Source organism: Amycolatopsis sp. NPDC051716, assembly GCF_040681595.1.
Taxonomy (GTDB): Bacteria; Actinomycetota; Actinomycetes; order Mycobacteriales; family Pseudonocardiaceae; genus Amycolatopsis.
In genome coordinates, this window is sequence record NZ_JBFAZA010000030.1 from 117,852 (window position 1) to 132,700 (window position 14,849).

Sequence of the window (14,849 nt, forward strand, 5' to 3'; positions counted from 1 at the left end):
CGACACGTAAGAGTGTCGGACCCTCAGCCTAGACTCGGCCGCGTGAGCCCGAGTGAGAAGACGACCGTTGCCAACGCCACAGGAACCACCGCCACCGCCGAGCGGCCGAAGCTGCTGCTGATCGACGGTCATTCCATGGCCTACCGCGCGTTCTTCGCCCTGCCCGCGGAGAACTTCAAGACGAAGACCGGTCAGGTCACGAACGCGGTGTTCGGCTTCACCTCGATGCTCATCAACCTCCTGCGCGACGAAGCGCCGACCCACCTCGCGGTGGCGTTCGACCTCTCCCGCAAGACTTTCCGCTCGGAGACCTACGCCGACTACAAGGCGAACCGCAGCGCGACGCCGGACGAGTTCCGCGGCCAGGTGGACCTGGTCAAGGAGGTCCTCGAGGTGCTCGGCATCCCGTCGCTGGTGAAGGAGAACTTCGAAGCCGACGACATCATCGCCACGCTCACGACGCAGGCGGCGGCCGACGGCTTCGACGTCCTCATCTGTACCGGCGACCGCGACGCGCTGCAGCTGGTCAACGAGCACGTCACCGTGCTGTACCCCAAGCGCGGCGTCTCGGAGATGACCCGGTTCACCCCGGACGCCGTCGAGGAGAAGTACGGGCTCACCCCGCGGCAGTACCCGGACTTCGCCGCGCTGCGCGGCGACCCCTCCGACAACCTGCCGAGCATCCCGGGCGTCGGCGAGAAGACCGCGGCCAAGTGGATCAAGCAGTTCGGCTCGCTCGACGACCTGATCGACCGGGTCGACGAGGTCAAGGGCAAGGTCGGGGACGCGCTGCGGGCGCACCTGTCCTCGGTCCAGCTCAACCGCCAGCTGACCGAGCTGATCCGGGACGTCGAGCTGGAGATCGCGCCGTCCGGGCTGGAGCTGCGCCCGTGGGATCGCGAGGCGGTGCACGCGCTGTTCGACGAGCTGGAGTTCCGCGTCCTGCGCGACAGGTTGTTCGCGACGCTGCAAAGTGCCGAACCGGAGGCCGACGAAGGCTTCGAGGTCTCGGGTTCCGCGCTCGAGCCTGGTGCGCTCGGCGCGTGGCTGACCGCGCACGCGGGCGCCGGCGAGCCGGTGGCCCTGTCCTTCCGCGCGGTGGGCGCGTCGGTCCGGTCCGACCTGCGAGCGGTCGCCTTCGCGACGGCCGACGGCGAAGGCGCGTACGTCGACGTCACGGCGATGGACCAGGCCGACGACGCGGCGTTCGCCGCCTGGCTGGCCGACCCGGCCATCCGCAAGATCGGCCACGACCTCAAGGTTCCGCTGCACGCGATCCGCGTCCGCGGCTGGACCGTCGCCGGGCTCGCCATGGACACCGCGCTGGCCGCCTACCTCGTGCGGCCCGGGCAGCGCACCTTCGAGCTCGACGACCTCGCGCTGCGCTACCTGCACCGCGAGCTGCGCTCGGAGACCGACGGCGGCGACGGGCAGCTGTCACTGCTCGACGGCGGTGTGGAAGGCCTGGAGCAGAAGGAGATCCAGGATGAGCTGGTCAAGGCCCGCGCGATCTTCGAGCTGGCCGGCGCGCTCGACAAGGAGCTCGAGCAGATCGGCGGCGCGAAGCTGCTCACCGAGCTGGAGCTGCCGCTGCTGGAAGTGATCACCGAGCTGGAGATCGCCGGCGTCGCCGTCGACCTCGAGCAGCTGACCACGCTCGAAGCGCACTACCTTTCGCGCGTCACCCAGGCCGCCGAAGCGGCGTACGCGGTGATCGGCAAGCAGATCAACCTCGGCTCGCCGAAGCAGCTGCAGGTCGTGCTGTTCGACGAGCTCGGCATGCCGAAGACCAAGCGCACCAAGACCGGCTACACCACCGACGCCGAGGCGCTGCAGGGCCTGTTCGAGAAGACCGAGCACCCGTTTCTGCAGCACATGCTGGAGCACCGGGACGCGACGAAGCTGCGCACCACCGTCGAGGGCCTGATCAAGTCGGTCGCCGACGACGGGCGCATCCACACCACGCTGCTGCAGACGATCGCGGCCACCGGGCGGCTGTCCTCGACCGAGCCGAACCTGCAGAACATCCCGGTCCGCACCGAAGAAGGCCGCCGCATCCGCGACGCCTTCGTCGTCGGCGAGGGCTTCACCGAGCTGATGACCGCGGACTACAGCCAGATCGAAATGCGGATCATGGCGCACCTGTCGCAGGACGAGGGCCTCATCGAGGCGTTCAACAGCGGCGAGGACCTGCACACGTTCGTCGCGTCGCGGGCGTTCTCGATGCCGCCGGAGGAGATCACGCCGGAGCTGCGCTACCGCGTCAAGGCGATGTCGTACGGGCTCGCGTACGGGTTGTCGGCGTATGGGCTTTCGCAGCAGCTGCGGATCTCCACCGAAGAAGCCAAGGAACAGATGGAGGCGTACTTCACCCGCTTCGGCGGGATCAGCGACTACCTCCACTCGGTCGTCGGCGTCGCGGCGAAGAACGGGTACACCGAGACGGTCTTCGGCCGCCGCCGCTACCTGCCGGACCTCAACAGCGACAACCGCCAGCGCCGCGAGATGGCCGAGCGGATGGCGCTGAACGCCCCGATCCAGGGCAGCGCGGCCGACATCATCAAGGTCGCGATGCTCAACGTCCACCGCGCGCTGGTCGAGGCGAAGCTGAAGAGCCGGATCCTGCTGCAGGTCCACGACGAACTGGTCCTGGAAGTCGCCGACGGCGAGAAGGAACAGCTGGAGAAGCTGGTGCGCGAGGGCATGGGCTCGGCGTACGCCCTGGCGGTGCCGCTCGAGGTTTCGGTCGGCTACGGCCGGTCCTGGAACGAAGCCGCACACTAAATTTGCTCACTCCCCGTCACGGCCCGGATCACCGGGTCGTGGCGCGGGAGCACTCGGGCGGACGTCGTCGGGCGTGCCGCGCCGCGGCGATGCTGGGCGCCATGGCCAGTGACTTCCAGCGGCGCAAGATCTCCGGCGTCTTCGGCGCCATGGACACCGACGGCGACGGCTTCCTGACCGAGGCCGACTTCCGGGCGCTCACCGCGCGGTGGCTCGACTTGCGCGGCACCGACGCGAGCACGCCGGCCGGGCAGAAGCTCGCCGCCGTCATGATGGGCTGGTGGGCGACCCTCGACGACGCCGCGGGCGGCGGCGGCCGGGTCAGCCTCGACCAGGTGCTCCAGGTCGTCGACGAACTCCCGGCGATGCCGGGCGCCGTCACCGGGACGGCCGAGGCGATGTTCGAGGCCGTCGACGAAAACGGCGACGGCGTCATCTCCGCCGCCGAGTACGAGCGCCTCATCGCGGCCTGGAACGGCGTCGGCACGCCGTCCGACGACGTTTTCGCCCTCCTCGACTCCGACGGCGACGGCCGGCTCTCCCGCGAGGAGTTCACCGGGCACTGGTTCGAATTCTGGGCGGGCGACGACCCGGCCGCACCCGGCAGCCGGGTGTTCGGCCGCTTCTGAACGCGCGTTGCGCCGAACGGAGGACTCCGTTCGGGTGAGCCATTACCGCTGGGTAGGGAGGTCGGCGCCAACGCGTGGCGATCACGGCGTAGGGTCCGCCGAATGGGGTTCGAGCGTGAACGACGACGCTGGCGGGTCCGGTTGCACGACGAACTCGGCCGGGTGTGCGGTGCGGGCACGGTACTGGACGAGTACCACGTGCTCACGAGCGCGCACGTCGTCGAGACCGCCGGCGGCCCGCGTTCCGCGTTGAGCGTCGACTTCGTCGGCTTGGCCGAGGCCATGCCCGCCACGGCGACCGTCGTGGAAGGCTGCTGGGTGCCTTCCGACGGCGGCGGCCACGGCGATCTCGCCCTGCTGCGCCTGGAACGCCCCGAATCCCGCGTGTTCCGCGCCCCGCTGCACCGGATGCCCCTCGGCGAGCACCAGCTCGTCCGCGCGTTCGGGTTCCCGCCGGGCTCGGTCGGCCGCTGGACGCTAGCCCGGCTCGGCGGTCCGGAGCAGACCGGCGGCGAGTGGGTCCGCCTCTTCCGCACCGCCGAAGCCGAACCGCTCGGCCCCGGTTTCGGGGGCACGGCGGTGATCGACGAGGCGACCGGCCACGTCGTCGGCATGGTCGTCGGCAAGGACACCGGCACCTGGATGGTGCCGGTCGAGACCATGCTCGGGCACCTGCCGCAGCTGAGCATCTGGACGTCCGGCAGCCCGGCCGTCGACGCGAGCTTCTCGCGCCCGGTCGGCGAGGCCGTCGACGTCTCCTTCGTGCAGCGCGTCGCCGACTGGTTCGCCAAGGCCGAGCCGGGCACGGTCTGGGTCGTCGACACCGGTGAGGCCGGTTCGCCCGTCGCCGCGGCGTTGCGGTTCGGGATCGTGCTGGCCGACCGGGAACGTTCCCTCGGTGTGCCCGGCCTGCCGCCGGCGCTCGGTGAGACGCCGCCGCCCGGCAGCGTGGACCTCGCGGTCGACGCGACCGGCCGCACCGCGGACGCCGTCCGCCACCGCATCGCCGACCGGCTCACCACCGGCGTCGCGGGCCGGACGCTGGTCGTCGACGGGATCGACGACTCGGCGGAGCCCGACCGGCTCGTCGGCGAGGTGCTCGCCCCGCTCGCCGGCCGCGCGGCCGAGCTGGGTCTCCGCCTGCTGCTCGGCTTCCGGGAGCAGTCCTCGCCCGGGGTCGCGGCGGTGCGGGCGAGCACCGGCCAGGCCCGCCCGGCCCCGGACGACCTCGCCGGCCGCCTGGAGGTGCTCACCCAGGCGGTGGCGGAGCTGGCGGAGATCGAGGCCTACCAGCTTCGCGTGGCGACCCGCTTCACGGGCGTCGCAATGTTGCCGGCACGCGCGCAGCGGCTGAAGGGCGCGCTGAAGCAGCTGCGCTCGGCCGAGGTGGACGGCGACGCGGAGTGGGTCGAGCGCCACATCGACAGCCACGAGCACGCGGTGGCCCCGGCCGTGGAGGACGGCCGCCGCCAGCGCGCGGTCCTCGACGGGCTGGTCGCCCGCCGCGAGGAGCTGCGCACCCGCCTCGCGGGTGACCTGGAGCTGGCCCGCGAGCACGGGCTGGTCGGCGACCCGGAGATCGAGCAGGCGTACACCCCGGCGAAGAGGCTCCTGATCGACGGCCCCTGCGAGCTGACGGCAGCGGCCACCGCGGTCGACACCTACGCGGCGGCGGTCCGGGCCCGCATCGAGGACCGCGGCTGACCACCCTTTCCGGGGCGCGCGTGCCCGGACGGCCGGTTCGCGTACCCGGCGGGTCGGTTGGCGTACCTGGGCGGTCGGGTCGCGCATCCGGCGGGTCGGTTGGCGTACCTGGACTGTCGGTTCGCGTACCCGGTGGGTCGGTTGGCGTACCCGGACTGTCGGCTCGCTGCGCCGGAATTGTCGGTGCCTACCGGTAGCGTGGATAACGGGGGGCGCCCCCGCGGGCCGCGGGGACGATCAGACCGTCAGCACCACCTTGCCCTGAAGGTGACCGCGCTCGATCAGCCGGTGTGCGTCGGCGATGCGCTCGAACGGGAACGTCTCCGCCACGTGGACCCGCAGCTTGCCCTCGTCGACCAGGTCCACGAGGCCTCGCAGCGCAACCGGATCGGGGTCGACCCCCACACCGCTGAAGCGCCGGCCGGCCGCCTCGAACTTCGCGATGAGCTCCGTGTCCTCCTCCGCGACCGCCGTCACGAGGTGACCTCCCGGGCGGAGCACGTCGAGCGAGCGCCAAGCGGTGTCGCCGCCGATGGTGTCGAGCACCAGGTCGACGTCGCCGACCACCTCCGTGAAGTCCGCCTCCGCGTAGTCGACGACCTCGTCGGCGCCGAGCCCCTCCACGAAGGCCCGCTTGCTCCCGCCGGCCGTGGTGATCACGTGTGCGCCGCGCGCCTTCGCGAGCTGGATCGCGACGTGGCCGACGCCGCCGCCACCGCCGTGGATCAGCACCCGGTCGCCCTCGGTCACGCCGCCGAGGTCGACGAGACCCTGCCACGCCGTCAGCCCGGCGATCGGCAACGCCGCCGCCTCGACGTGGGAGAGCGACGCGGGTTTGCGGGCCAGGTGCAGTGCCGGTGCGGCCACGAACTCGGCGTACCCGCCGGCCGCCCGCGGGAACAGCGGCATCCCGAACACCTCGTCGCCGGGCCGGAACCGCCACGTCTGCGCCTCCTCGACCACACCGCTGATGTCCCAGCCGAGGACGAACGGCGGCGGGCCGAGCAGCGGGAATTCGCCGGCGCGCAGACGCGGTTCCAGGGGGTTCAGCCCGATCGCCTTGACGCGGACGAGGACTTCGGCCGGCCGGGGCCGGGGCTCCGGCGCGTCCACGATGGTGAGGACCTCGGGACCGCCGAACGTGTGCTGGGTGATCGTTCGCATGCCTCAACGATGATCGCCGCGGCGCCGGCGTACCACCGGTGTCCCGCCGGGAAATTCCGGAAACCCGCCGTCGTATCGTGGGGGCATGATCGAGTCGGTGGCCGGCTGCCCGCCCTTGGCCCACGGCGAGGACGTTCCGCCGCACTCCCACGACTTCGGGCAGCTCAGGTACGCCGCCTCCGGGGCACTGGTCACCACGACCCGGGCCGGCACCTGGGTGGCGCCGGCGAACCGCGTCACCTGGGTGCCCCCGTTCCACGTGCACGGCAGCCGCGCGCACGGCGCGACCGTCGTCCGGCTGCTCGAGGTCCCGGCGGGGCCGGCCCGGCGGCTGCCGGCGCAGCCTTCGGTGTTCACGGCCAGCGCGCTGCTGCGCGAGGCCTACCTGGCGGTGACCGAAGACCCCGAACCGGCCGGCAGCCCTCGTGCCCGGCTGCTGCTCGAGGTCGTCCTCACCGAGCTCGACCGCGCCCCGCAGGAACCCCTGCGCCTCCCGGAGCCGCGCGACCCCCGCCTCAAGGCCGTCACCGACCTGCTGCACGCCGATCCGGCGAGCCCGGCGACCCTGGCCGAGCTGGGGCACCGGACCGGCTCGGGCGAGCGAACGCTCAGCCGGCTGTTCGGCAGCGAACTGTCGATGAGCTTCCACCAGTGGCGCACGCTGCTGCGCATCCAGCGAGCCGTGCTCGAACTCGGCGAAGGCACCTCGGTCACCGACACGGCGACGCGGCTGGGCTGGGCCAACCCGACCAGCTTCATCGACGCCTTCACCGATCTCGTCGGCCAGACCCCCGGCCGCTACCGCGCGAAGGCGCGCGCCGCCGGCTAGCGTCGGCCCAGGCCGCGGATCAGCACCATCACCGCGTCGCGCACCTCCGACCGGGTTCGCTGCGGCCCGAACACCTGCCAGTCCAGCGCGACCACCAGCATCGTGCCGAACAACCCGGCCGCCGCCGTCGGGATCTCGACGCCCTCCGGCAACCGGCCCGCCTCCTCCAGGCGCGACAGCTGCTGCTTCACGATCGAGATGATTTCCTCGCGCAGCAACGACAGCGTCCCGTGCCACTGGCCCGGCGTCCGCCACAGCTCGCTCACCAGGATCTGGGAGAACCCCGGGTACCGCGCGATGAACTCCAGCGTCGTGTCGACCTGCGCCTCGATCACGTCCAGCGGATCACCGTCGGACACCGCCGAGCGCAGCCGCCCGGCCAGGATGTCCACGCCGTAGCGCAGCAACGCGTCGACCAGGCCGTCCTTCGACCCGAAGTTGTAGTAGACCGTGCCCTTCGCGACGCCCGCCGCCGCCGCGATGTCGTCGACCGTCAGGCCCACCAGGCCCCGGCTCTTCGAGAGCTCCAACGTCGCCTCGAAGAGCTTCTGCTTCGTCGCGCCGCTCACAGGCTCAGCTCGGGCTTGAGCGCGGACACCGTCCAAACGCGACGCTTGCGGGCGGCCAAAGTGGACACCAGGATCCCGCCCACCAGGTAGGCCAGCAGCACGCCGACGTCGCCGAGCAGCTGCGTCGTCGTGGCGCCGCTGTAGAACAGGTGGCGGAAGCCGTCGATCGCGTACCCCATCGGCAGCACCACGTGCAGCGGGTACAGCGCGTCCGGGATCGTCTGCCACGGGAACGTGCCCCCCGCGCTCACCAGCTGCAGCACCAGCAGCACCAGGCCGAGGAACTTGCCGACCGCGCCGAAGAAGGCGTTGAGCGCGTGCACCACCGAGGTGAACGTCAGCGACACCAGCACGGCGAACCCGATCGCCGGCAGCGGGTGCGCGATGTGGATGCCGACCAGCCACGTCACCGCACCGAACAGGACGACCACCTGCGCGATGCCCAGCAGCGCCGAGGACAGCCAGCCACCGACCGCGACCCGGAACGGGGCCGCGCCCGCGGTCAGCGCGCGCGTCGAGAGCGGGCGCAGGATCAGGAACAGCACGAACGCGCCGATCCAGGTGGCCAGCGAGATGAAGAACGGCGCGAGGCCGGCGCCGTAGGTCCCCGCCGACGCCTCGCCGTTGGCGTTCACCGCCACCGGGTCCGCGATCGTGTTGGCCGTCGCGTTGCGGGTCGGGTCGTCCGGGTTCGGGATCTGCTGGAGCCCGGCCGCGAGCCCGTCACGCAGCTTCACCGCGCCGTCGGCGAGCTGGTTCGTGCCGGTCACGGCGGTCTTCTCGCCGTCGTTGAGCTGGGACGCCCCGTCGCGCAGCTGGTTCGCGCCGTCGGACGCCTGGGCGATGCCACTCGCCAGCTGCGGGGACGCCGCGGCGAGCTTGGCCGCGCCGTCGGACACCTGGCGGGCGCCGTCGGCCAGCTTCGCGAGGTCGCCGTTGGCCTGCTGGATCTTGCCGTTCGCCTGGTCGACCGGGGAGCGCAGCTGGTCGGCCTTGGCCAGGATGGCCTGCACCTGGGCGTCCGGCACACCCGCGTCGCGCAGGTCCGTCTGCAGCTGGGTGCGGTAGGAGTCGAGCTTGCCCTGGATGTCCGACGACGCCGTCGCGGCGATCGAAGCCGCGTCGGCGACCTTCTGGTCACCGGTGGCCACCTGCGAAGCACCGCTGGCCAGCTTCTGCGTCTGGGACGGCAGGTCCGCGGTGGCGCTCTTCAGCGTGCTCAGACCGGTCGCCAGCGTCGACGAGCCGTCCGCGAGCTTCGCCGCGCCGTCGGCCAGCTTCTGCTGCCCCGTCTTGAGCTGCGTGGCGCCGTCGGCGAGCTGCGCGGCGCCGGTGGCGGCCTCCTGGGTCTTGGCGTAGATCGTGGAGAAGCCGACCAGGAACCGGTCCGCGGCCTCGCTGCCGACCTTCTCCGCGATCGTCTTGCGGACCTGCTCGGCGACCTGCTTCGCGATCGTGCCGGACAGGTAGTTGTTGGCGTCGTTGGTGGTCAGCGTGATCGTCGCCTGCTGCGGCTGGAAGTTGCCGACCGACAGCAGCGCGGCGGAGAAACCGCTCGGGATGCCGATGGCGAACGAGTACTTGTCGTCGCGGACGCCGTCGCGGGCGTCCTGCTCGGACACCTCGTGCCACTGGAAGGTGCCGGACTTGACCAGCTCGTCGGTCACTTCGCGGCCCACGTTGCGTTCGTGGCCGCTGGAGTCCTTGGCGCCCGTGTCGCTGGTGAAGACCGCGGCGGGCAGCTTGTCGAGCCGGCCGTACGGGTCGTAGTTCGCGTAGAGGTAGAAGGACGCGTAGAGCAGCGGCACCAGCACCAGCGCGACCAGCGCGAGCTTCGGCAGAGTGCCGGTGGAGAGGCGGCGCAGCTCGTTGCGCGCGATCCGGAAGGCGTTCATTCGGGGACTCCGTCAGTGCTCTCGGTGAGCTCTTCGGTGGGTTCGGGGACGGCGGGGGGAGCACTCTCGGGGACAGCACTCTCGGGGGGAGCACAGTGCTCCGGCGCGGGCTGCTCGGCCGCGCCGACGAGCGCGGGGGTGAAGGGCAGCGCGGACAGCGGCGTGGTGGCGGTCAGCACGACCACCGCGAGACCCCGCTCGGCCTGTTCGCGCGCCAGCCCGGCCCAGCTGCCGACGTCGCTGGTGTGCCGGTCGGGGGTGTCGAGCACGAGCACGCGCACGCCTTTGCGTTCGGCGGCCAGCTCGGTGAGCAGCCGGGTGCGCAGCGCCGGGGTGAGGTTCTCGAAGCGCGTTCCGGCGAACGGCGCGGCGTCGTGCTCGGCGAGCCAGCGGGCGACGTCCTCCTTGCCCGCCGGGCGGTGGGCCAGCGCCAGTTCCTCGCCGGCGACGACGCGCAGGGGCAGCGCGTCGTCGGGTTCGCTGACGCCCGGGGCGTCGACGACGGCGACGAGCTCGGTCAGCGGGGCGTCGACGCCCTCGGCGTGCACCGTGCCGGTGGTCGGCTTGAGCCGGCCGGCCAGCGCGAGGCCGAACGCCGTGACGCCGACGCCGGGTTCGCCGTGCACGATCGCCAGGTCGCCCTCGCCGAAGGTCAGGGAGGTGGGCGGCAACAAGGTGCCGTGGTGCCCTTCGAGGGACACCCGATCGGCTCGGACCTGCACGGTTTCTCCCGCTTCGCGAACTTTTGAACTGACCGGTCAGTTCAAAAACTAGTCCCGGCGGGAGCCGGCGGCAAGATCACCGGACGCACGTCACACTTGTGGGTGGTTCACCGGCGGGGCCGCGCGTCACCGGAGCGCCGCCGCCGGGCGCACCTCCCACGTCGTCCACAGTGGACGGTACCCCTGCCGGTGCCAGAACACCGAGGACAGCGGGTTGGTCGGGTTGTAGTACAGGTACGTGCGGGTCGCGCCCCCGCGCTGCAGCTCCCGGTGCACGTGGGCCATCAGCGCCCGGCCGAACCCGCCGCCGCGCTCGCCGGGGGCGGTCACGACGTTGTTCACGTACCCCCAGCGGCCCGGCGGGAGGAGCTCGCCCGCTTCGGTGCCGGGGACCGCGTCGAGCCACGCGCAGTGCGCGAACGCGCACACCGAACCGTCCGCCTCGGCCAGCCAGACGGCCGGCTCGTCCGCGGCCAGGGCGTCCCGCAAGGACGGCGCCAGCAGCTCGGCCGTGTTGTCCCGGCGCGGCGCGGCGACCAGCCCGGTGTAGTCGAACGTCGCCGCCGCCAGCTCGAGTGCCGCGTCGAAGTCGCCGGGCCCGGCGCGCCGGACCGAAACCCCCGGCGAGACCTCCGGCGGGGGAGCGGTGCGCACGCCGACCGCCGAGAGCGGCACGAGACCGTGGTCGAGGAAGGCGCGGATCGCCTCGGCGTCCCGGCTGGGCCAGACGACCACGCACGCCGAGTCGTCGCCGGTGTCCTCCGCCTCGAGCCGGCCCTTCAGCGCGCGCAGCAGGAGGTCCGCGCCTTCGGTGCCGGTGTCGCCGAAGTACGGGAAGAGCTGCCAGGTGTCGGCGGCCGACCACAGCATCGGGACGTCGCCGCGGGTGAACCGGTGGCGCTGCAGCACCCCGGTGACCTGCGTGCCGTCCGCCGTCGCCGCGTCCAGGCGCTCGCCACCGGCCGGGGGCGCGGCCGGCGGCAGCAGCGCGTCGACGGCGGCGAAGCGCGCCCGGTGCGCCGCGAGCAGCGGCTCGGCGATGTCCATGGTTCCCCTCGGGTCGTGCGGTCAGGACCAGGCCGGGCGGCGGAGCCACATGGTCCACAGTGGACGATAGCCCTGCCGGTGCCAGAACACCGGCGAAAGCGGGTTCGGCGGGTGGTAGAAGAGGAACGTCCCGCGCACGTCGTGCGTCAGCAGTTCCCGGTGCGCCACCGCCATCAGCGCCCGGCCGGCCCCGCCGCCGCGGGCCGCGGGGGCCACCGACAGCGTGTCGACGTACCCCCAGCGGCCCGGGAGCAGCCGGCCGTGGACGGAATTGCCGGGGGTGGCCCAGGCCAGCGCGCAGGAGGCCATGCCGGCCGGCACGCCGCCGTCCTCCTCCGCGAGCCAGACCAGCCCGCTGAAGCGCAGGGCGCGGACGACTTCCGCGCGCAGCAGCTCCGGTGCGCCCGGCCGCGGCACCGCGGTGCCGACCAGCGAGGTGTAGCGCCACTCGGCCAGCCGCAGCTCGGTCAGCGCGTCGAGGTCGCCCTCGCCGGCCCGGCGGACGGTCACCGGCGCCGTCCCGGGATCGGCGGGCGCGTCCAGGGGCCACACGGCCAGGCACGTCATCGGCGCGAACCCGTGCGCCAGGAGCACCGCGGACGCCTCGGCGTCGCGGCTCGGCCAGGTCAGCGTGCAGGCCGAGTCCGGGCCGGCCGGCGTCCCGCGCAGCCGGTCGCGCCACGCGCCGAGCAGCGCGGCGAGGCCCGCGGCGCCGCTGTCACCCGGCACCGCGGTCAGGTCCCGGATGTCCGACGGCCCCCAGAGCGCGGGCCAGGACCCCGGCGCGTGCACGACGTTCGTCAGCAGGCCACCGGCCTTGCGGCCGCCCACGGTCACCACCAGCGGCTCGCTCGACGGCGACGGCGGGGCCGCGATCGGCGGGAGCAGCGGGTCGAGCGCGGCGAACCGCGCGTTCTGCTGGGCTTCGAGGGTGGTCACGAGCGGTGCGTGCGGAAGATCGCGGTCCCCGGGAAGAGCTTGCCGCGCAGCGGGCTCCACTGGCCCCACACCCGCGTGTGCCCGGCCGGCCACTCGGGCTCGACCAGGTCGGTGAGGGTGAACCCGGCCCCGGCCAGCGCGCGCACGTAGTCGCCGAGGGTGCGGTGGTACTCGACGTAGGTGGCGGTGCCCTCGTCGTCGACCTCGACGTAGGGCGTGCGGTCGAAGTACGGCTGGGTGACGGTGAGCCCCTGCGGGCCGGGGTCGTCGGGGAAGATCCACCGCATCGGGTGCGTCACCGAGAACACCCACGGGGCACCCGGCCGCAGCACCCGGTGCACCTCGGCGAAGACCGCGTCCACCGACGCCACGAACGGGACCGCGCCGAAGGCCGAGCAGGCCGCGTCGAAGCTGCCGGACGCGAGCGGCAGGTGCTCGGCGTTGGCCTGCACGAGCGGGACGGCCAGGCCGGTGCGCGCGTTGCCGTCGCGGGCGTGGCGGAGCATGCCGGCCGAGAGGTCGGTCGCCACGGCGTCCGCGCCCTCCGCGGCCAGCCAGCGCGCGCAGGCAGCCTGCCCGCAGCCGACTTCCAGCACGCGCTTGCCGCGGACGTCGCCGAGCAGCCGCGCCTCGGCCTCCCGGACGCCCTCCGGGCACCAGACGAAGTCGGCGTCGCCGAGGAACGAGCCGTGCTCGGCATGGTAGTCGTCGGCGTCGGCGTCCCACCAGGCGAGGTTCGCGGCGGCGGCTTCCGCCCCGCCGACCTCCCGGTAGCCGACCTCCGTGGTGCCCAGCCGGTGCTCGGCGGCGTCGTGGCGCCCCGGCGCGGGCGCCTGCTCCGGTGGCATGATGGTGTCTCCGGTCCCCGGTGGCCTGCTCGCGCCACCTGCGTCCTCGTGCGTGCGGTTTGCTTCCGCGAGGACCTTAGCGAGCCAGGGGGACCCTGATTGTGCCGCCTAGCGGCTGCCGCGTAGGATAAGTGTTAGCGCAGTGGGTTCGCGCTGCCTTCCGCTCAGCTTCTGGTTGGGACTCGGGTCGCGCACCGTTTGCGGGTCATGCCGCGGTCGTTCACTGGTGGACGTTTGCTCGCAGGGTCGTCGCATGCTCTCAACACCCCATCGCGCCGACAACTGCCAACCCTCGATTCCCATCCACCGGAGCAACCCGCCTAATGACCATCGACACCGCCACCGCCCCGACCGCCCCGAACGCGGCCCCGCAGGTCGCCATCAACGACATCGGGTCGGAGGAAGACTTCCTCGCGGCTATCGACAAGACGATCAAGTACTTCAACGATGGCGACATCGTCGAAGGCACCATCGTCAAGGTCGACCGCGACGAGGTCCTGCTCGACATCGGCTACAAGACCGAGGGTGTCATCCCCTCGCGTGAGCTCTCCATCAAGCACGATGTCGACCCGGCTGAGGTTGTCACCGTCGGCGATGAGGTCGAAGCCCTGGTCCTCCAGAAGGAGGACAAGGAAGGCCGTCTGATCCTGTCCAAGAAGCGCGCGCAGTACGAGCGCGCCTGGGGCACGATCGAGGAGCTCAAGGAGAAGGACGAGCCCGTCAAGGGCACCGTCATCGAGGTCGTCAAGGGCGGCCTCATCCTGGACATCGGCCTGCGCGGCTTCCTCCCCGCGTCCCTGGTCGAGATGCGCCGCGTCCGCGACCTGCAGCCGTACGTCGGCCGCGAGCTCGAGGCGAAGATCATCGAGCTGGACAAGAACCGCAACAACGTGGTCCTGTCCCGCCGCGCCTACCTCGAGCAGACCCAGTCCGAGGTGCGCAGCGAGTTCCTCAACGCGCTCGCCAAGGGCCAGGTCCGCAAGGGCGTCGTGTCGTCCATCGTCAACTTCGGTGCCTTCGTGGACCTGGGTGGCGTCGACGGCCTGGTGCACGTCTCCGAGCTGTCCTGGAAGCACATCGACCACCCGTCCGAGGTCGTCGAGGTCGGCCAGGAGGTCACGGTCGAGGTCCTGGACGTCGACATGGACCGCGAGCGCGTCTCGCTGTCGCTGAAGGCGACCCAGGAAGACCCGTGGCGCCAGTTCGCCCGCACCCACGCGATCGGCCAGATCGTGCCGGGCAAGGTCACCAAGCTGGTCCCGTTCGGTGCGTTCGTGCGCGTCGAAGAGGGCATCGAGGGTCTGGTCCACATCTCGGAGCTGGCCGAGCGCCACGTCGAGATCCCGGAGCAGGTCGTCCAGGTCAACGGCGACGTCATGGTCAAGGTCATCGACATCGACCTCGAGCGCCGTCGCATCTCGCTGTCGCTGAAGCAGGCGAACGAGGGTGTCACGCCGGACACCGAGTTCGACCCGACCCAGTACGGCATGGCCGCCGAGTACGACGCCGAGGGCAACTACATCTACCCCGAAGGCTTCGACCCGGACACCCAGGAGTGGCAGGAAGGCTTCGACAAGCAGCGTGAGGAGTGGGAGCGCCAGTACGCCGAGGCGCACACTCGTTACGAGGCCCACATGAAGCAGGTCCAGAAGGCCGTCGAGGCCGACGCGGAAGCGGCGGCGGACGCGGCGACGGGCATCGAAGGTGGCGCGGAAAGCT

Annotated in this window: 12 protein-coding genes; 5 read left to right on the plus strand and 7 right to left on the minus strand. The window is 72.1% G+C overall.

The features are described from left to right. Nucleotides 1-42 precede the first annotated feature (42 nt). The 3 genes from polA to AB0M30_RS33820 all read left to right on the plus strand — a co-directional run bounded on the left by polA (nucleotide 43) and on the right by AB0M30_RS33820 (nucleotide 5,117). Nucleotides 43-2,784 (plus strand): DNA polymerase I, encoded by a 2,742-nt coding sequence (polA, locus tag AB0M30_RS33810; protein WP_364592298.1) that lies wholly within the window; start codon nucleotides 43-45, stop codon nucleotides 2,782-2,784. Nucleotides 2,785-2,873: 89 nt separating this feature from the next. Further along, on the plus strand, nucleotides 2,874-3,413 hold the full coding sequence (locus AB0M30_RS33815; protein ID WP_199191321.1) for an EF-hand domain-containing protein: 540 nt from the start codon (nucleotides 2,874-2,876) through the stop codon (nucleotides 3,411-3,413). A gap of 102 nt (nucleotides 3,414-3,515) precedes the next feature. Continuing rightward, complete coding sequence (locus AB0M30_RS33820) at nucleotides 3,516-5,117, plus strand: serine protease (RefSeq protein WP_103338734.1); 1,602 nt, start codon at nucleotides 3,516-3,518, stop codon at nucleotides 5,115-5,117. A 237-nt stretch (nucleotides 5,118-5,354) separates the two neighbouring features. On the opposite strand, the gene AB0M30_RS33825 is transcribed toward AB0M30_RS33820, so the two are convergent. Then, a complete protein-coding gene (locus AB0M30_RS33825; RefSeq protein ID WP_364592301.1) occupies nucleotides 5,355-6,281 on the minus strand; it encodes an NADP-dependent oxidoreductase in 927 nt (308 codons plus the stop codon). Nucleotides 6,282-6,366: 85 nt separating this feature from the next. Between AB0M30_RS33825 and AB0M30_RS33830 the strand changes: the two genes are divergently transcribed. Then, nucleotides 6,367-7,110 (plus strand): helix-turn-helix transcriptional regulator, encoded by a 744-nt coding sequence (locus AB0M30_RS33830; protein WP_364592304.1) that lies wholly within the window; start codon nucleotides 6,367-6,369, stop codon nucleotides 7,108-7,110. Here the strand turns inward: AB0M30_RS33830 and AB0M30_RS33835 are convergent. The 6 genes from AB0M30_RS33835 to AB0M30_RS33860 form a co-directional block, all read right to left on the minus strand. After that, a complete protein-coding gene (locus AB0M30_RS33835) occupies nucleotides 7,107-7,679 on the minus strand; it encodes a TetR/AcrR family transcriptional regulator (RefSeq protein WP_364592307.1) in 573 nt (190 codons plus the stop codon). The genes AB0M30_RS33830 and AB0M30_RS33835 overlap by 4 nt on opposite strands. Next, a complete protein-coding gene (locus AB0M30_RS33840) occupies nucleotides 7,676-9,574 on the minus strand; it encodes a YhgE/Pip domain-containing protein (RefSeq protein ID WP_364592310.1) in 1,899 nt (632 codons plus the stop codon). The genes AB0M30_RS33835 and AB0M30_RS33840 overlap by 4 nt, the downstream gene beginning before the upstream one ends. Then, nucleotides 9,571-10,296, minus strand: coding sequence for an ABC transporter ATP-binding protein (locus tag AB0M30_RS33845; RefSeq protein ID WP_364592313.1), 726 nt, complete (start codon nucleotides 10,294-10,296; stop codon nucleotides 9,571-9,573). The genes AB0M30_RS33840 and AB0M30_RS33845 overlap by 4 nt, the downstream gene beginning before the upstream one ends. Before the next feature lie 126 nt (nucleotides 10,297-10,422). Beyond that, nucleotides 10,423-11,343: a GNAT family N-acetyltransferase gene (locus AB0M30_RS33850; protein WP_364592316.1), complete on the minus strand. Its 921-nt coding sequence runs from the start codon at nucleotides 11,341-11,343 to the stop codon at nucleotides 10,423-10,425. 21 nt (nucleotides 11,344-11,364) lie between these two features. Next, the gene (locus AB0M30_RS33855) at nucleotides 11,365-12,282 is read right to left on the minus strand and encodes a GNAT family N-acetyltransferase (RefSeq protein WP_364592319.1); all 918 of its coding nucleotides are present in this window, start codon (nucleotides 12,280-12,282) and stop codon (nucleotides 11,365-11,367) included. After that, complete coding sequence (locus tag AB0M30_RS33860) at nucleotides 12,279-13,130, minus strand: class I SAM-dependent methyltransferase (RefSeq protein WP_364592322.1); 852 nt, start codon at nucleotides 13,128-13,130, stop codon at nucleotides 12,279-12,281. Before AB0M30_RS33860 ends, AB0M30_RS33855 begins: the two co-directional genes overlap by 4 nt. Before the next feature lie 323 nt (nucleotides 13,131-13,453). Between AB0M30_RS33860 and rpsA the strand changes: the two genes are divergently transcribed. Then, a partial coding sequence (gene rpsA / locus AB0M30_RS33865) for a 30S ribosomal protein S1 (RefSeq protein ID WP_364592325.1) occupies nucleotides 13,454-14,849 on the plus strand: 1,396 nt, incomplete at its 3' end.